Annotated in this window: 18 protein-coding genes; 7 read left to right on the top strand and 11 right to left on the bottom strand. The window is 71.3% G+C overall.

The features are described 5' to 3' along the window. Positions 1–109 precede the first annotated feature (109 nt). A complete protein-coding gene (locus IOD14_RS02000) occupies positions 110–1,975 on the top strand; it encodes an NAD-binding protein (RefSeq protein ID WP_212673179.1) in 1,866 nt (621 codons plus the stop codon). Positions 1,976–2,035: 60 nt separating this feature from the next. Here the strand turns inward: IOD14_RS02000 and IOD14_RS01995 are convergent, their stop codons facing one another. Then, positions 2,036–3,850, bottom strand: a complete 1,815-nt coding sequence (locus IOD14_RS01995) for a prolyl oligopeptidase family serine peptidase (protein ID WP_123990708.1) — start codon at positions 3,848–3,850, stop codon at positions 2,036–2,038. 151 nt (positions 3,851–4,001) lie between these two features. On the opposite strand from IOD14_RS01995, the gene IOD14_RS01990 reads away from it, so the two are divergent. Further along, a complete protein-coding gene (locus IOD14_RS01990) occupies positions 4,002–4,376 on the top strand; it encodes a nuclear transport factor 2 family protein (RefSeq protein WP_123990707.1) in 375 nt (124 codons plus the stop codon). A 43-nt stretch (positions 4,377–4,419) separates the two neighbouring features. Then, positions 4,420–5,229, top strand: coding sequence for an SURF1 family protein (locus IOD14_RS01985; protein WP_123990706.1), 810 nt, complete (start codon positions 4,420–4,422; stop codon positions 5,227–5,229). A gap of 88 nt (positions 5,230–5,317) precedes the next feature. Here IOD14_RS01985 and IOD14_RS01980 read toward each other — a convergent pair whose 3' ends face one another. From IOD14_RS01980 to IOD14_RS01965, 4 genes are all read right to left on the bottom strand, one after another. Beyond that, the gene (locus tag IOD14_RS01980; protein WP_212669518.1) at positions 5,318–6,343 is read right to left on the bottom strand and encodes a hypothetical protein; all 1,026 of its coding nucleotides are present in this window, start codon (positions 6,341–6,343) and stop codon (positions 5,318–5,320) included. A 101-nt stretch (positions 6,344–6,444) separates the two neighbouring features. Then, entirely contained in the window at positions 6,445–7,110 is a 666-nt protein-coding gene (locus IOD14_RS01975; RefSeq protein WP_078960181.1) for a SigE family RNA polymerase sigma factor, read from the bottom strand. 371 nt (positions 7,111–7,481) lie between these two features. Next, positions 7,482–8,534, bottom strand: coding sequence for an aspartate-semialdehyde dehydrogenase (locus tag IOD14_RS01970; protein ID WP_123990704.1), 1,053 nt, complete (start codon positions 8,532–8,534; stop codon positions 7,482–7,484). Then, on the bottom strand, positions 8,531–9,808 hold the full coding sequence (locus IOD14_RS01965; RefSeq protein WP_123990703.1) for an aspartate kinase: 1,278 nt from the start codon (positions 9,806–9,808) through the stop codon (positions 8,531–8,533). Before IOD14_RS01965 ends, IOD14_RS01970 begins: the two co-directional genes overlap by 4 nt. A 203-nt stretch (positions 9,809–10,011) precedes the next feature. Between IOD14_RS01965 and IOD14_RS01960 the strand changes: the two genes are divergently transcribed. Together IOD14_RS01960 and IOD14_RS01955 are read left to right on the top strand one after the other, a co-directional pair. Then, positions 10,012–10,698 (top strand): response regulator transcription factor, encoded by a 687-nt coding sequence (locus IOD14_RS01960; RefSeq protein ID WP_123990702.1) that lies wholly within the window; start codon positions 10,012–10,014, stop codon positions 10,696–10,698. After that, entirely contained in the window at positions 10,695–12,035 is a 1,341-nt protein-coding gene (locus IOD14_RS01955) for a HAMP domain-containing sensor histidine kinase (protein ID WP_212669517.1), read from the top strand. The genes IOD14_RS01960 and IOD14_RS01955 overlap by 4 nt, the downstream gene beginning before the upstream one ends. Here the strand turns inward: IOD14_RS01955 and IOD14_RS01950 are convergent. Further along, entirely contained in the window at positions 12,001–12,501 is a 501-nt protein-coding gene (locus IOD14_RS01950; protein ID WP_212669516.1) for an SgcJ/EcaC family oxidoreductase, read from the bottom strand. The genes IOD14_RS01955 and IOD14_RS01950 overlap by 35 nt on opposite strands. A gap of 109 nt (positions 12,502–12,610) precedes the next feature. Then, positions 12,611–12,802 (bottom strand): hypothetical protein, encoded by a 192-nt coding sequence (locus IOD14_RS01945; protein ID WP_123990699.1) that lies wholly within the window; start codon positions 12,800–12,802, stop codon positions 12,611–12,613. A 111-nt stretch (positions 12,803–12,913) separates the two neighbouring features. Between IOD14_RS01945 and IOD14_RS01940 the strand changes: the two genes are divergently transcribed. Beyond that, positions 12,914–13,639 (top strand): sulfite exporter TauE/SafE family protein, encoded by a 726-nt coding sequence (locus IOD14_RS01940; protein ID WP_249125806.1) that lies wholly within the window; start codon positions 12,914–12,916, stop codon positions 13,637–13,639. A 150-nt stretch (positions 13,640–13,789) separates the two neighbouring features. Here the strand turns inward: IOD14_RS01940 and IOD14_RS01935 are convergent, their stop codons facing one another. From IOD14_RS01935 to IOD14_RS01920, 4 genes are all read right to left on the bottom strand, one after another. Beyond that, positions 13,790–14,206 (bottom strand): SsgA family sporulation/cell division regulator, encoded by a 417-nt coding sequence (locus IOD14_RS01935; RefSeq protein ID WP_123990697.1) that lies wholly within the window; start codon positions 14,204–14,206, stop codon positions 13,790–13,792. Positions 14,207–14,340: 134 nt separating this feature from the next. Next, the gene (locus IOD14_RS01930) at positions 14,341–15,000 is read right to left on the bottom strand and encodes a DUF5063 domain-containing protein (RefSeq protein ID WP_123990696.1); all 660 of its coding nucleotides are present in this window, start codon (positions 14,998–15,000) and stop codon (positions 14,341–14,343) included. After that, positions 14,993–15,592 carry a recombination mediator RecR gene (recR, locus tag IOD14_RS01925; RefSeq protein WP_123990695.1) on the bottom strand — a complete coding sequence of 200 codons (600 nt, stop codon included), beginning with the start codon at positions 15,590–15,592 and terminating at the stop codon, positions 14,993–14,995. Before recR ends, IOD14_RS01930 begins: the two co-directional genes overlap by 8 nt. Positions 15,593–15,651: 59 nt before the next feature. Further along, positions 15,652–15,996 (bottom strand): YbaB/EbfC family nucleoid-associated protein, encoded by a 345-nt coding sequence (locus tag IOD14_RS01920; protein ID WP_123992782.1) that lies wholly within the window; start codon positions 15,994–15,996, stop codon positions 15,652–15,654. A gap of 253 nt (positions 15,997–16,249) precedes the next feature. Between IOD14_RS01920 and IOD14_RS01915 the strand changes: the two genes are divergently transcribed. Beyond that, positions 16,250–16,975 carry an SLATT domain-containing protein gene (locus IOD14_RS01915; protein WP_212669515.1) on the top strand — a complete coding sequence of 242 codons (726 nt, stop codon included), beginning with the start codon at positions 16,250–16,252 and terminating at the stop codon, positions 16,973–16,975. Positions 16,976–16,986 lie beyond the last annotated feature (11 nt).

Here is a 16,986-nt window from a genome sequence, read left to right as displayed (position 1 = left end):
CCGGCCCGGACCCGGTCGTGGCACCATCCGTCCCGGTGAGGCAGTCTTCTCCCTCGTGGGGAGCGTTCCGAACCAGAGTCCCGGACTGCCGGGCGACACGGCCGCGCACATGGTGGTGTGCGGGGACGACGGGCTCGCGCACCGGCTGGCGGCCGAACTCAGAGGGGTCTACGGCGAACAGGTCACCCTCGTCGTACCGGCCTCCGAACGGTCCGTGCGGCCCCCGGTGGTCGTGCGGGCCAGGACCGCGTCCGCGCTGCTCGACCGGGTGGTGACCGCGGCCGCAGGACTGACCGGCAACGGCGGTGCGGGCGGCGGCAACGGCAACGGCGCTGTCGCCCCCACCGGTGAACCCCCGGGCGGGATACGGCTGATGGAGGCCGCCGAACCGAGCGAGGCGGCGCTCGCGGAGGCGGGCGTGGACCGCGCGGACGCGCTCGCGCTCGTGTACGACGACGACGAGACCAACATCCGCGCCGCCCTCACCGCCCGCCGCCTCAACCCCCGGCTGCGGCTCGTGCTGCGGCTCTACAACCGGCGCCTGGGCCAGCACATCGAGGAACTCCTCGACCAGGCCTCGGCGTTGTCCGCCGGCGGCCCGGCCGACGGCACCGGCTTCGACGCCTCCACCACCGTGCTCTCGGACGCCGACACGGCCGCGCCCGCGCTGGCCGCCACCGCCCTCACCGGCACCAGCAAGGTGCTCCAGACCGGCGGTCTGCTGCTGCGGGCCGTCGAACGGCCCCCGACCGCGGCCGGGCAGGGCGCCGGCCCGGGTCTGGCCACGCTGGCCCTGCTCTCGCCGACCGACACCGCCGGGCCCGCGGGCGATCAGGGTCCGACCCTGCTGCCGGACGCGGCGGCGGTACGGGACGGCAGCGGGCGCGCGACCGTCGTGCTGGAGCAGGTGTCGTACGCCGGGCCCGCGTTGCCCGACGGACGGGGCGTGATGCCGTGGTTCGCCTCGCTGTTCTCGCCGCGGCTGCGCTGGTCGCTGGCCGGGATGGTGGGGTGCGTGGTCGCGCTCGCCGTCGCGCTGTGGCTGGTGACCGGGATCCACCCCCTGCGCGCCTTCTATCTGACGCTGCTCGACCTGTTCGCGATCGACGACCCCGCGATCGGCCAGTCCGTCGGACGGCAGATCCTCCAGCTCCTGTCCGGATTCGCCGGACTGCTGCTCCTCCCGGTGCTCCTCGCCGCGGTCCTGGAGGTCCTCGGCACCTTCCGCACCGCGTCCTCCCTGCGCAAGCCGCCCCGGGGCCTCGGCGGACACGTCGTGCTGCTCGGACTCGGGAAGATCGGCACCCGGGTGCTGACCCGGCTGCGGGAGCTGAACATCCCGGTGGTGTGCGTCGAGTCCGACCCCGAGGCACGCGGACTGGCCACGGCGCGGCGGCTGCGGGTACCGGTGGTGCTCGGGGATGTCACGCAGGAGGGGGTCCTGGAGGCCGCCAAGATCCACCGCGCGCACGCACTGCTCGCGGTGACCAGCGCGGACACCACGAACCTGGAGGCCGTGCTCTACGCGCGGGCCGTGCGGCCCGATCTGCGGGTGGTGCTGCGGCTGTACGACGACGACTTCGCGACGGCGGTGTACCGCACCCTGCGGGCCGCGCACCCCGGTGCGTCCACCCGCAGCCGCAGCGTCTCGCATCTGGCGGCTCCCGCGTTCGCCGGGGCGATGATGGGGCGGCAGATCCTGGGCGCGTTCCCGGTCGAGCGGCGGGTGCTGCTGTTCGCGGCGGTGGACGTGGGCGGGCATCCGCAGCTGGAGGGCAGGACGGTGGGCGAGGCGTTCCGGGCGGGGTCCTGGCGGGTGCTGGCCCGGGAGGAGTCCGGGGACGCTCCGGGGCTGGCGTGGGATCTGCCGGACACCTATGTCCTGCAGGGCTCGGACCGGGTGGTGCTGGCGGCGACTCGGCGGGGGTTGGCGGAGCTGCTGGGGCGCAGGGGGCGGGAACAGGCGGGGGCATAGCCGCTCGGCGCGACCCGCCCCCACCCGCCCCCACGCATGCGCAGCCGGGAGTCCGCCCCGCTAGCCCAGATGCCGGGCCGCGAAGTCCAGTTCCAGCCTCACCTGCTTGATCCGCTCGTCCACCACCAGCGACCCGTGCCCGGCGTCGTACCGGTACACCTCGTGGACCGCGCCCCTCGACTCCAGCCGCTTGACGTAGTTGTCGATCTGGCGGATCGGGCACCGCGGGTCGTTGACGCCCGCCGAGATGTACACCGGGACCTTCACCTGGTCCACGTACGTCAGCGGCGACGACGCCTCGAAGCGCTCCGGCACCTCCTCCGGCGTGCCGCCCAGCAGCGTCCGGTCCATCGCCTTCAGCGCTTCCATCTCGTCGTGGAACGCTGTCACGTAGTCCGCGACCGGCACCGCCGCGATGCCCAGCGCCCATGCGTCCGGCTGGGTGCCCAGACCGAGGAGGGTGAGGTAGCCGCCCCACGAACCGCCGGTGAGGATCAGCCGGTCGGGGTCGGCGAGGCCGGAGGCGACCGCCCACTCCCGCACCGCCGCGATGTCCTCCAGCTCGATCAGGCCGACCCGGTGCTTCAGCGCGTCGGTCCACTCGCGGCCGTACCCCGTGGAACCGCGGTAGTTGACCCTGACGACCGCGTACCCGTGGTCCACCCAGGCCGCCGGACCCGCCGCGAAGGAGTCGCTGTCGTGCCAGGTCGGTCCGCCGTGGATGTCGAAGACCGTCGGCAGCGGCCCGGTCGTCCCGGCCGGCCTCTGGACCAGGGCGTGGATCCGGCCGCCCGGACCGTCCACCCACACGTCCTCCACCGGCACCGAACCGGGGGACTTCGGACCGGGCGGGTCCAGGACCACCTCGCCGGTCGTCGAGCGCACCGCCGAGGGCTCGGCGGCCGAGGACCACAGGTACTCGACACTGCCGTCGGGGCGGGCCGTCGCCCCCGAGACCGAGCCGGCCGGGGTCTGGACCTTCTCCAGCTTGCCGCTCTCCAGGTCGTACCGGAAGAGCTCGCTGCGGGCCTCGAAGCTGTGCACGACGAGCAGCCCGGTGCCGTCCGGGTACCACTCGGCGCCCACGTCACCGGGCAGGTCCAGGGCGAGGTCGCTCTCCACGCCGGTGGCCACGTCCCACACCAGGGGCTCCCAACGGCCGCGCCGCTGATGGCCGACGAGCAGCCGGGTGTCGCCGTCGACCGGGGCGAAGCCGAGGACCTCGAGGCCCAGTTCCTCGGTGCCGCCCTCGGTGTCGTCGAGCTCGGCGACCGCCTTGCCGTCGGGGCGCACCACGCGCAGCGCCGAGTGCATGGCGTCGCCGTGCTCGGTGTGCTCGATCGCGATCAGCGAGCCGTCGTGGGAGACGTCGCCGACGCCCGCCGACTCGCGGTGCCGGTAGATCTCCACCGGGTCCTCGCCGGTGCGCACGAGGTGGATGGAGGTGCCCTCGTCGTCGGTCGAGCGGCCCACGACCGCCGTACGGCCGTCCCGGCCCAGGGCCAGGCCCGCCGGGTAGGAGGCCTCGAGACCGGGCGCGGCGGGCTCGTCCGCGCCGCCCTCGAAGGGCTGGCGGCGCCAGATGCCGAACTCGTCGCCGTCCTTGTCGTCGAACCACCAGATCCACGCGCCGTCCGGGGAGAGCACGCCGTCCGTGGTGCCGTTCGGCCGGTCCGTGACCTGACGCTGTTCGCCGGTGACCCGGTCCCAGGCGTACAGCTCGTACGTCCCCGTGGCGTTGGAGACGAACAAGGAGCGGTCGGGGGCGTCCTCCGCCCAGTCGGGCAGCGACACCCGGGGGGCCCGGAAGCGCTGCTCCCAATCCGGCATCTCGTTCTTCCGCTCGGCCGCGGCGGACCCGTTGCTCTCAGTCATGACCCCATACTGCCTGCCTTCACAGACAATCCGCAGACGAGGTCCCCAGCCTGTGGACAACTTCTACCCGCCGCTTACCCGAACCCCCTGCCACCAGGGCCGAAAGCCCGGTCCGGGCCGATTGTCAGTGGCCCGGTGCAGACTCGGCCCCATGACCGATCTGCGCAAGACCGTCGAGAGTTTCTGGACCTCTCTGGAGGCCCGTGACTGGAGCACGTTCGCGGACACCCTCGCCGAGGACGTCGCCTACACCCTCCCGCAGACCCGCGAGCGCATCAGGGGAAGGGAGCGGTACGTCGAGTTCAACCGGGAGTACCCGGGCGACTGGCACCTGCGGGTGGAGCGGATCGTCGCCGAGCCGGACCAGGCCGTCGCCCGGGTCCACTTCACGGTGGGTCTCGAGGAGATGTACAGCATCACGTTCTTCACCGGGGACGAGAGCGGCCGTATATCCGCCGTCACCGACTTCTGGCCGGAGCCGTACGAACCCCCGGCGGGCCGGGACCACCTCGCCGAAAGGTACTGACCCCGCGCCCGGGCGGCCCGGGGCGGCCCCGTACCGTGGGAGTGTGTACCGGTTTCTGCTGACACCCCGCTGGTTTGGCATCAACGTCTTCGTGCTGCTCGCCATCCCGTTCTGCGTCTTCATGGGGTCGTGGCAGCTGAGCCGGTTCGAGGACCGGATGTCCGAGAGCCGGGACGCCGAGAAGCAGGTCGTCACCGACGTGCGGGAGGCCCCGCGGCCGCTGGCGAAGCTGCTGCCGGTGAACAAGGCGACCTCCGGCAAGCAGGTCACCGCGACCGGCCGGTACGACAAGCAGCTGCTCGTCCCCGACCGGCAACTGGACGACCGCGAGGGGTACTACGTCCTGGCGCTGCTGCGCACCGACGGCGGCAAGGCCCTGCCCGTGGTCCGGGGCTGGCTGCCGGGCACCCCCGATCCGTCGAAGGTCCCGGCCGCGCCGAAGGGCGAGGTCACCGTCACCGGCGCGTTGCAGGCGTCGGAGACCCCGGGGGACAACGGCGTCAGTGCGCAGGGCGGGCTCCCGGCCGGGCAGACCGCGGCGATCAGCGCGGCCTCGCTGATCAACCTCGTGCCGTACGACGTGTACGACGCGTGGGTCACCCTCAACACCGGCGACGCGGGGATGAAGGCCGTACCGGCGACCGCGCCCGCCGACAGCGGGCTGGACCTGAAGGCCTTCCAGAACCTCGGCTACACCGGTGAGTGGTTCGTCTTCGCCGGCTTCGTGGTCTTCATGTGGTTCCGTCTGGTGCGCCGCGAGGTGGAGTTCGTCCGGGACGCGGAACTGGGCATCCTCCCGGACGACGACGAGCCGCAGCCGCAGGAGCAGCCCCAGGAGAAGGCGACCGCCTGAACCGGAGCGTCCCCCGGCGCCCGGCACCGCGTCCGGGCCGGGGCACTCCGTCCGAGCGGGGTCACCCCTTCCCAGCCCGTGCACGCCGTCAGGACGACGTGAGCACTCCCGTCCAGTACACGACGCCCGCGCACGCGTTGGGCACCGTCGTCGACACGGACGGTCCGCCCTCCGCGGTGTTCGTCACCAGGACACTGCCGTCGAGGGTGCCGCCGTCCGTGAGGAGCTGGGTGGACGTGCCGGTGTCGCCGCCGGTGGAGGAGCCCGCGCTGGAGGAGCTGTCCGGGGACGTCGTGGGGTCGGGGGTGGGGTCGGTCGAGGGCTCCGAGGTGGGACAGGTCTCGGAGGGCACCCAGGCGAACTTCACGTCGTAGGACGAGCCCGGCTGGAGCACCAGCTGGGAGACCTCCTGGGACGGGTCGGGCAGCCCGGCCGAGGCCGCGTCACCGGACGTGTGCCGGACCGCGCTGATCTTGCTGCTGTCGGCGGCGCCCTGCGCGCTCCAGGTCAGGCTGCCGGGGCCGGTGACCGTGCAGGCGGCGGTGGAGCCGTTGGTGATGTGGAACGTGCCGTAGACCGTCCCGGAGGCGTCGGGCACCGTGGTGCCGGCCGTGGGTGTGCCGAGCTGGGCGGCCGTGCAGACCCCGGCGCTCGCGGCGGTCGAGGCGGACGGGCCGGTACCGCTGCTCGCTCCGGTGCTCGCGCCCGCGGTCTTGCCCTTGTCGTCGCCCTTCGACTCGCCCTTGCCCTTGTCCTCGGGCTTGCCCGCGGAGCCGCCGGAGGTGGACTCGCCGCCGTCCTCCTGCTTGCCCTGGCTCGCGCCGCCCTGCATCTGGGAGGTGTGCCCGGCGTTGGAGGTGTTGGCGTTGGTGCCGGTGGAGGAGACGTGCACGAGGGCGGGGATCGCGGTGCCGATGAAGAGGGCCGCGGCCGCCATGCCGACGAGGGCCTGGCGCTTGCGTGCCCGCCGTGCGGGCACCGCCCTGCGCAGATGGTCCAGGGTGCCGTCACGCGGTTCCATCTCCTGGACCGCCTGGTGCAGCATCCGTCGCAGTGCCAGCTCGTCCGAGTCGAACTCCCCCGTGGAGCTCAGATCGTCGGGGCCGTGATTCACAGTTCCGTTCCCAGCGTGCGATTGCTTCGGCTCTTCGGTTGCATCGGTCTCGGAGACCCATGCCGGCTCGTGCCGCCGCCCCCCGGTGTCCCCGGACCCGCTCATACCGGCTCCTCCATGGCGACCCGCAGTGCGGCGATCCCGCGGGAGCCGTACGCCTTCACGGAGCCCAGCGAGATGCCGAGCGTATCGGCGACCTGGGCCTCGGTCATGTCCGCGAAGTAGCGCAGGACCAGGACCTCGCGCTGACGGCGCTGCAGGCCCTTCATGGCCTTGATGAGCGAGTCGCGCTCCAGCTGGTCGTAGGCCCCCTCCTCGGCGCTCGCCATGTCGGGCATCGGCTTGGAGAGCAGCTTGAGCCCGAGGATGCGCCGGCGCAGGGCAGAGCGGGAGAGGTTGACGACCGTCTGGCGCAGATACGCGAGGGTCTTCTCCGGGTCGCGGACGCGCTTGCGCGCCGAGTGGACCCGGATGAAGGCCTCCTGGACGACGTCCTCGCAGGAGGCGGTGTCGTCGAGCAGGAGAGCGGCGAGGCCCAGCAGGGAGCGGTAGTGCGCCCGGTAGGTCTCGGTGAGGTGGTCGACGGTGGTACCGGCTGCCGCCGTGTCCTCGGCGTACTCGGCTCCGTCACGCTGACTGGGTATGCGGGCGGGCCGCGCTGCGGGCATGGGCGCGATCACCGGCATGCCACCGGGCGCCCCGGGCCTGCGGGGCCGGAGGACAGCCGCGCCGCTCGGCGCGGCAGGGAAGTCGAGTACCTGAGCCACGACAGTTGGACACGCTCACCCCGGTGAGGGTTGTACGCGGCCGTCCATCTTCTCTCAGGCAGCACAACTGACCGTGCGTCGAACGCGCTCATGCCTACCCGCTCTTCCCCTGTGTCCTGAATGGCCGAGGCGTCCCCACGCCTCGCATGCATCCCCGCACCCCCTGAAAGGGCGTTCGCAAAGACGCTCCCCGCCCTTCGCGCGGTTGCGGAGAGCGGGGAGGAAAATCTTCGGACGCCGAAGCGCCGGGATCAAGTGGTTCGGACCATTAGCCGCACCACATGTCGCACACAGATCCTACAAAGTGATCCGGCCATGGCCAGGACTTTTCCCGCAGGCGCAACCGCGGACCGGAGATCCGCAACCCGGCGTCACCCGAACTCGGCCGCCACGAGCTCCGCGATCTGCGCGGTGTTGAGCGCGGCGCCCTTGCGCAGGTTGTCCCCGCACACGAAGAGTTCGAGCGCCGTGGGGTCGTCGAGGGCCCGCCGGACCCGCCCGACCCAGGTGGGATCGGTGCCGACGACGTCGGCGGGGGTGGGGAACTCACCGGCCGCCGGATCGTCGAAGAGGACGACCCCGGGGGCGGTGGCGAGGATCTCGCGCGCCTTGCGGACGGTGACCTCGCCCTCGAAGCGGGCGTGGACGGTGAGGGAGTGCACGGTGACCACCGGGACCCGGACACAGGTCACGGCGACCGGCAGCGCGGGCAGGCCGAGGATCTTGCGGGACTCGTCCCGCACCTTCATCTCCTCCGAGGACCAGCCGTCCTCGCGCGGGGACCCGGCCCACGGCACGACGTTGAGCGCGACCGGCTCCGGGAACGGCCCGGTGTTGTCGCCGACGGCCCGCCGCACATCGCCGGGGTGCGTACCGAGCTCGGTGCCCGCGACCAGGGACAGCTGCTGGCGCAGGGTCTCCACACCGGCCCGCCCGGCGCCGCTCACCGCCTGGTAGCTGGACACCACCAGCTCCCGCAGCCCGAACTCGGCGTGCAGCGCGCCCAGGGCGACGATCATGGACAGGGTCGTGCAGTTGGGGTTGGCGATGATCCCGCGCGGACGCATCCGGACCGCGTGCGGATTGACCTCGGGGACGACGAGGGGCACGTCGGGGTCCATCCGGAAGGCGCCGGAGTTGTCCACGACGACGGCACCGCGCGCGGCGGCGACCGGGGCCCACTGCTCGGCCACCTCGTCGGGCACGTCGAACATGGCGACGTCGACCCCGTCGAAGGCCTCCTCCGACAGGGCCACCACCTCGACCTGCTCCCCCCGCACGGCCAGCTTGCGGCCGGCCGAGCGGGGAGAGGCGATCAGTCGGATCTCGCCCCAGATGTCCGCGTGCTGGGACAGGATCTGGAGCATGACCGTGCCGACGGCCCCGGTCGCGCCTACGACCGCGAGCGTCGGGCGTACGGTCATCGGCCGGTGCCTCCGTAGACCACGGCCTCGTCGCTGTCGGAGTCGAGACCGAAGGCGCTGTGGACGGCGCGGACGGCCTCGTTGACGTCGTCGGCGCGGGTGACGACCGAGATGCGGATCTCGGAGGTCGAGATCAGCTCGATGTTCACGCCCGCGTCGGACAGGGCGGTGAAGAAGTCCGCCGTGACGCCCGGGTTGGTCTTCATGCCCGCGCCGACCAGGGAGATCTTGCCGATCTGGTCGTCGTAGCGCAGCGAGTCGAAGCCGATGCCGGACTTGTTCTTCTCCAGGGCGTCGATGGCCTTGCGGCCCTCCGCCTTGGGGAGCGTGAAGGAGATGTCCGTCAGCCCGGTGGAGGCGGCGGAGACGTTCTGCACGATCATGTCGATGTTGATCTCGGCGTCCGCGATCGTACGGAAGATCACCGCGGCCTCACCCGGCTTGTCCGGCACGCCGACGACCGTGATCTTGGCCTCGGAGGTGTCGTGCGCGACACCGGAGATGATGGCCTGCTCCACCTTCTGGTCCCCTTGCTCGATCGGCTCACTGCTCACCCACGTGCCCTGCAGTCCGCTGAAGGACGAGCGCACATGGATCGGGATGTTGTAGCGACGGGCGTACTCCACACAGCGGTGGAGCAGCACCTTCGAACCGGAGGCGGCGAGCTCCAGCATGTCCTCGAAGGAGATCCAGTCGATCTTCTTCGCCTTCTTCACCACGCGCGGGTCGGCGGTGAACACACCGTCGACGTCGGTGTAGATCTCGCAGACCTCGGCGTCGAGGGCGGCCGCGAGGGCGACGGCGGTGGTGTCGGAGCCACCGCGCCCGAGCGTGGTGATGTCCTTCTTGTCCTGGCTGACGCCCTGGAAGCCGGCGACGATGGCGATGTTGCCCTTGTCCAGGGACTCCCGGATGCGGCCCGGCGTGACGTCGATGATCCGGGCTTTGTTGTGGACCGAGTCGGTGATGACGCCGGCCTGGCTGCCGGTGAAGGACTGGGCCTCGTGGCCCAGGTTTTTGATCGCCATGGCCAGCAGTGCCATGGAGATACGCTCTCCGGCGGTCAGCAGCATGTCGAACTCACGCCCGGCAGGCATGGGTGATACCTGCTCGGCGAGATCGATCAGCTCGTCCGTCGTGTCGCCCATCGCGGAAACGACGACGACCACCTGGTGGCCGTTCTTCTTCGCTTCGACGATTCGCTTGGCGACGCGCTTGATGCCCTCGGCATCGGCTACGGAGGAGCCTCCGTACTTCTGCACGACAAGGCCCACGTGCGCTCCTCGCTCAGTCCATTGGTGTCGGCTCAGTTTAACGAGCGCCCGGTTTCCACCTCTGCGGTATCGCATCGTGAGATTCGGACGCCCAGGTCAGCGCATGCCCAACTCCCGACCTTCGGAAAAGTGCACCGCGTCACACGACCATGTGAGGCGCAGGTGACAGCTGTGAATTAAGTTTCAAGGATTAAGGTGCGGCTGTGCGCGTACTCCTGGTGGAAGACGATGAGCCGGTCGCCCAGTCCCTGAGACGAGGCCTGGTCCGCTACGGCTTCGAGGTCGAGTGGGTCTCCACCGGCGGGGCCGCGCTCGGCCACGAGGGCCCCTACGACGTCGTACTCCTCGATCTCGGTCTGCCCGACACCGACGGCCTCGACGTGTGCAAGGCGCTGCGGGAGCGCGGTGACGTGCCGATCATCGTCATCAGCGCGCGCAGCGACGAGACGGACCGGGTGGTCGGCCTGGAGCTCGGGGCCGACGACTACGTGTCCAAGCCGTTCGGGGTCCGGGAGGTCATCGCGCGGATACGGGCCGTGATGCGGCGCGCGCGACCCCGTACCGAAGGCGCCGCCGCCGGCCCCGACGTCTACGGCTCCCGTCTGACCGTCGACCGCAAGGCCGCCCGGGTCCGCCTCGACGGCGAGGAGGTGGCCCTCGCGCCCAAGGAGTACGACCTGCTGGCCTTCCTCACCGAGGAGCCGGGCGCGCTGATGTCGCGCGAGCAGATCATGGAGGCGGTCTGGGACGCGAACTGGTTCGGGCCGACCAAGACGCTGGACGTGCATGTGGCGGCGCTGCGGCGCAAGCTTGCCGGGGCGATCGTCATCGAGGCGGTGCGGGGGGTCGGCTTCCGGCTGGAGATCGCCGGGGACGACGGGGCTTCATGAACCGGCAGCTCATCCGGAGTTACATCCTGCTGGTGGCGGTGGCCATCTTCCTGTTCACGGTGCCGGTCGCGTTCACGCTCACCGATCAACTGCGGGACGACACCCGGCAGTCGGTGCTGCGCGAGGCCAAAACGATGGCGCTGCTGCTGGGCAACGGCGACAGGGCCTCGTGCGAAGCGCTGACCAAGGTGGCCAAGGCGTACGGCGATGTGGAGGCGACGCCCACCGCCGCCTGTGACCCGCGGCTGGAGCGGCCCACCGCGGACGCGGCGCTGACCCGGGCCGTGGAGAGGGACGAGCCGACGACCGACTGGGGTGCGGACTTCGTCTGGGGCGAGAACCTGACGGTCACCGTCCCCGCCAAGGGCGACGCCGCCGTACGGATCGTCTACTCGACCTCGGACATGACCAAGCGGCTGTGGCAGATCTGGGGCTTCCGGGCCGGCCTCGCCGTGCTGGTGCTGGGCGCGGCCGCCGCGATCGGCGCGTTCGCCGCCCGCCGGATCACCGCCCCCCTTCGCGAACTCAACTCCATGGCGAGCAAGTTCAGCGACGGCGACCTCACCGCGCGCTCCCCCGTGACGGGCCCGCCGGAGACCCAGACCCTCGCCCGCACCCTGAACCAGGGCGCGGAACGCCTGGACACGCTGGTGGCCTCGCAGCGCATCTTCGTGGCGGACGCCTCGCACCAGCTCCGCACCCCGCTCACGGCGCTGCGCCTGTCGCTGGACAACATCGCGGACGGCGTGGACGACGAGTTCGTGCGGGAGGACGTGGAGCAGGCGACGGCGGAGGTGGTCCGGATGAGCCGTCTGGTCAACGGCCTGCTGGTGCTGGCGCGGGCCGAGGCGAAGGTGACCGCCGCGGAGCCGCTCGCGCTGCGGGACATCGTGGACGAACGGCTGACGGTGTGGAGGCCGGCCGCCGACGAGCGCGGAGTCACCATCGCGCTCAGGGGGAGTGTTGTCGACGACCGGCCGTCTGTGCTGGCCAGCCCCGGTCATCTGGACCAGGTGCTGGACAACGTGCTCTCGAACGCCCTGGAGGTCTCGCCGGACGGCGGGAGGATCACCGTGGAGGTCGAGTCCCGGGCGGACACAGTGGTGTTGTCGGTGCTGGACGAGGGACCGGGCATGCCCGATGCCGACAAGTCCCGTGCCTTCGACCGCTTCTGGCGCGGTCAGGGCCTGACCGGACGCTCCGGCTCCGGCCTGGGCCTCGCCGTCGTCAAACAGCTGGTGACCGACGACGGCGGGACCGTGACGCTGGCGGACGCTCCGGGAGGCGGGCTGAAGGTGGAGATCAGCCTTCGGGCATCGCCGAGGAGTGGTGGTTGACGATCTTCCACACGCCGTCGCGCTTCTCGTACTCGTACGTGTAGCGGGCCTCGACGACACGCTTGGCACCGGTCTTCGGGTCGGTGAGCGTGAACTCGTAGACGCCGGTGTCGATCGCGGAGTTGGTGTCGAGGACGTTGACGATCGTCTGGACCTTCTTGCCGACCGGCTTGTTCTGCAGGAAGTGCTCGAAGTAGTCGACGATGCCGGCGTGGTCGGTCCTGACCTTGTTGGAGACGGTGGGCAGCAGCACCGCGTCCTTGGCGTACAGGGCCGCCACCTTGTCGGGGTCACCGGTCTGCAGGGTCGCGTTCCAGCGGTCGAAGAGGGCCGCGATCTGCTTCTTGGAGGGCTTCTTCGCGTGCTCGGGACCAGCGGTGGCGGCGACGGTGCCGACGGTGCCGAGCGCGACCACGGCGGTGGCGGTGACGATGGCGGCGCGCTTGGTTATGGATCGACGGATCATCGCTGTCTCCTGCGGTGAGAGGTTGTGCTCTGGAGTGACTCCAGCCTCTCTTCGCGCTGGTTAGGGCCCGTGCAGCCCAGATGCAGGGCAGAGCCAGCGAACGCCCAATTCACGCCGTGTGACCGCCCGTTCGCCGTCCGCGCAGCAGGCCGACCCCGGCTCCCAGGGAGACGACGCCCATGCCCACGGCGGTCAGCAGACCCTGCGTTCCGTCGACGACGAAGGGGGCGGCCGCGGCGACGACGAGGTTGAACAGTAGGAGGAACCAGCGGACGGGGGTGGAGGAGAGCAGCGACTTCATGGTCGCTTCCTTCGGTACGGGGTGGTTGACCTGGCGCGTTCCACGATCCCGTGGGGCAGGGCCCGTCACGAGGGGGTGCTCTCCCGGACCGGGGGTGGAATGCGGTACACCATGCCTGTGACGGCTGATGTGCTGCTGACGGGAATCGTGCTGCTGGGCTCCTGTGTGCAGTGGCTCACCGGGATGGGCTTCGCGCTGGTGTCCGTACCGGCGCTGGTCCTGCTCCTGGGCCCGGCGGAGGGAGTGATCCTCGCGAACTGCGCGGCCGGGGTGATCTGCCTGCTCGGCCTGGCCGGGGGCGTGCGCCTGGTGCGCCCGCGCGCGATGTTCCCGCTGTGCCTGGCAGCGGCCTGCACGGTCCCGGCGGGCAGCTGGCTGACCCGCCGACTCCCCCAGTCCTGGCTGCTGTTGGTGATGGGCGCGCTGGTGACGGTGGCGGTACTGCTCGTCATGCGGGGCGCGAAGGCGGCCGCTCTGCGGGGCACGCGGGGCGCGGTGTGCGCGGGCGCGGTGGGCGGCTTCATGAACTCGGCGGCGGGCGTCGGCGGCCCGCCGTTCTCCCTCTACGCCCTCAACGCCGGCTGGACGGTACGGGAGTTCGTCCCGAACGCGATGTTCTACGGCGTGGTCGTGAACGCCTTCTCGGTGGTGTCGAACGGGGTGCCGGGGCTGACCGGGACGCAGTGGGTCCTGGTGTGCGCGGCGATGGGGGCGGGCGGGCTGATCGGGCGAGGGCTCGCGTCCCGGACGCCGGAGAGGCACGCCCGCGTCCTGGTGCTGTCGCTCGCCCTGCTGGGCGGGGTCACAGCCGTGGGAAAGGGACTGTGGGGACTGTGACCGGCCCCCCACCGGGGACCGTGACCGGTCCCCCACCCGGAGCGCCCCACAAACCTGGAGCGCACCACGAACCCGGAGCGCACCGCGAACCCGAAGCGCACCACGAACCCGAAGCGCACCACGAACCCGGAGCGCCCCCCGGCCCGTGGCTCACACCCGCCCGCCGAACAGCGACACCAGCCCGTGGTCCAGTTCCGCGCGCACGGTCTCCTCGCCCGCGGCCACGACCGTGTACGTACGGGCCAGGAAGCGCAGCAGGTCCGCGGAAGCGAACCGGAGCCGGGCCATGCCCTGCGCCGCGTGGAACTCCACGTAGGTGTGGGCCGAACCGGCCGGACGGACACGGACGTTGCCGATGCCGGCCGTCGCCCGCAGCCCCTCGCCCAGCAGGACGCGGGCGAACGTCCAGGTGGTGCCCTCGCCGTCGACCGTGACATGGGGCGGGAAGTCGATGTGCACGGCCAGCGGGTCGGCGGAGGTGTAGCGCAGGGTCGCGGGGATCGCGAGCACCTGGTCCGTGGCCGTGATCAGGCCGGCGCCTGTCGGCTGCTGGAGGGTGACGTGCATGAGGGGCTCCAAGTCGGCGGGGGCACGGGCCGGGTGTGGTCCGTTGTGCAGTCAGACCACCCCAGGTGCCCGCGCATTACGCCGTTCCGGAAGCCTTCTCCTATGACACGCGTCACACACGCGTCACATGAGCGCTACTGGGGGGAGCGCAGGCCCAGCGGAGCCGCGATCTCCTCCACCATCACCTTGCCCGCCTCGAACTCCAGCGTCTCGTCACCCATCGCCTGGTCGGTGTCGAGACCGTCCAGTTCCGCCAGCGGCTGGTTCAGGCGGACGTGCGCCACCACCGACTGGAGGGCGCGCAGGGTCGCGGACGCCGTGGAGCCCCAGTTGGAGAAGTACGAGAACTGCCACCACCACAGCGCCTCCGAGGTACGGCCCGCACGGTAGTGGGCCATGCCGTGGCGCAGGTCGGTGATGACGTCGGTCAGGTCGTCGGAGATCCGGGCCGGGACCGGGGCCTTGCGCGGCTCGTAGGGGTCGAAGACCTCGGAGTAGACGTCGATCGGGTCCAGCAGCCGGGCCAGGTTCTCGCGGAGCTCGTCCACGTCGGCGTCCGGGCCCGTGTCGGGCTCGTAGCGCTCGTCGGGGACGATGTCCTCGTGCGCGCCGAGACGGCCGCCGGCCAGCAGCAGCTGGGAGACCTCCAGGAGCAGGAAGGGCACGGCGGAATCGGGCTCGTCGCCCTTCGCCACCTCCATGACGGCCACCAGGAAGCTCTCGACCTGGTCGGCGATCTGGACCGCGAAGTCGTCCGGGTCCTGGGCAGTCGCGTGCAGTGCGGCGTCAGACATCTAGGAGTCGTCTCCCCTCGAAGGCGCGGCCGAGGGTCACCTCGTCCGCGTATTCCAGGTCGCCACCCACCGGGAGGCCGCTGGCCAGGCGGGTGACCTTGAGGCCCATGGGCTTGATCATGCGGGCGAGGTACGTCGCCGTGGCCTCGCCCTCCAGGTTCGGGTCGGTGGCCAGGATCAGCTCCGTGACCGTCCCGTCGGCCAACCGCGCGAGAAGTTCTCGTATCCGCAGGTCGTCCGGACCGACACCCTCGATGGGGCTGATCGCGCCCCCCAGGACGTGGTACTTGCCACGGAACTCCCGGGTGCGCTCGATCGCGACCACGTCCTTCGGCTCCTCCACCACACAGATGACGGAGAGGTCGCGGCGGGGGTCGCGGCAGATGTTGCACAGCTCTTCCTGAGCGACATTGCCGCAGGTCGCGCAGAAGCGGACCTTCGCCTTGACCTCCATCAGGGCGTGCGCGAGGCGCCGTACGTCCGCCGGTTCCGCCTGGAGGATGTGGAAGGCGATCCGCTGCGCGCTCTTGGGACCGACGCCGGGCAGCCGCCCCAGTTCGTCGATGAGGTCCTGGACCACGCCTTCGTACAACGGACTGCCGTCCTTCCTGGGTTCCTTGCGCTACGTACGCTAGTTGGCCGGGGCCTGTCTTAGAAAGGCAGCCCGGGGATACCGCTGCCGCCGCCGAGTCCCTGGGCGAGCGGACCGAGCTTCTGCTGCTGCAGGGTCTGGGCGTTCTCGTTGGCCGCCTGGACCGCCGCCACGACCAGGTCGGCGAGGGTCTCGGTGTCCTCCGGGTCCACCGCCTTCGGGTCGATCTTCAGCGCGCGCAGCTCGCCGGCACCGGTGACGGTGGCCCTCACCAGACCGCCGCCCGCCTGGCCGTCGACCTCGGTCCTGGCGAGTTCCTCCTGTGCGTTCGCCAGGTCCTGCTGCATCTTCTGGGCCTGCTGGAGCAGCTGCTGCATGTTGGGCTGGCCACCACCGGGGATCACGATCAGCTCCTGTGTCGGTACGGCTGTGTGGGCGAGGATTTCCCTCCCTGGCACGAGCCTACGTGGTCGGGACGGGCGTCGCCCCAGCACTCTTTCGAGTGAGTCGACCTGGAGTCCTATACCTGATCAAGGCCCTCTTCCGAGCGGAAAAGCGACCAAAGCACCCCCTTCGCCACCCATTGGGCGGTAGGAAGGTTCCCCGCACATCAGCATCAGGCGTCACGCAGGGTGACCGATCAGTAGGGAGCGCCGGGTGGGTCAGCCGGAGATGCAGCCCGAGGGCCCGCCTCAGGACGGACGGGCCGATCTGGCCGGGCGGCCGTTTCCGCTCGGCGACTGGGGCGAGCCCGCCGCACGGCTGGACGAGTTGTACCGGTGGGTGGAGCGCGGGGCGCTGGAGACGGCGTCCTGGTATCTCGCCGACCGGGTGTGGAAACGGCGCTGTGCGCGGGTCCTGCGGGGCGGCGCCGCGGCGGGGGCGGTGGCCGGGGCCGCGCTGCCGTTGCTGGGCCTGGCGGGGGTGGCGGGCGCCGGCCTCGCGCCCTGGGGTTATCTCGCGCTGCTGCTCGCGGTGGCCTGCGTGGCCGTGGACCGGTACTTCGGTGTGACCTCGGGCTGGATAAGGGACGTGGCCACCGCGCAGGCCGTGCAGCGGCGGCTGCAGGTGCTGCAGTTCGAGTGGGCCTCGGAGGGCGTGCGTGAGGTCCTGGGCCCCACGGAGGGCACGGCCGCGGAGGCCACCGAGCGCTGCCTGGGCGTCCTGCGGCGTTTCTCGGAGGACGTGACGGAGCTGATCCGCGTGGAGACGGCCGACTGGATCGTGGAGTTCCGCAACGGGTCGACGCCCATGGGCATCCAGGGCGCGGTGACCTCGGGCGGCCGCCAGGACCCCGGCGGCCCCCAGGGCCGCTTCCCCCTGCCCCCGGGCCCCCCGGCCCGCCCGAACATGCCCCGCCAACGCCCACCGGAGCCGCGGTGAGCCGTGTCGGG

It is taken from the genome of Streptomyces sp. A2-16 (assembly GCF_018128905.1).
In the GTDB taxonomy this organism is placed as follows: Bacteria; Actinomycetota; Actinomycetes; order Streptomycetales; family Streptomycetaceae; genus Streptomyces.
This window is presented reverse-complemented; position numbering and strand designations above follow the sequence as displayed.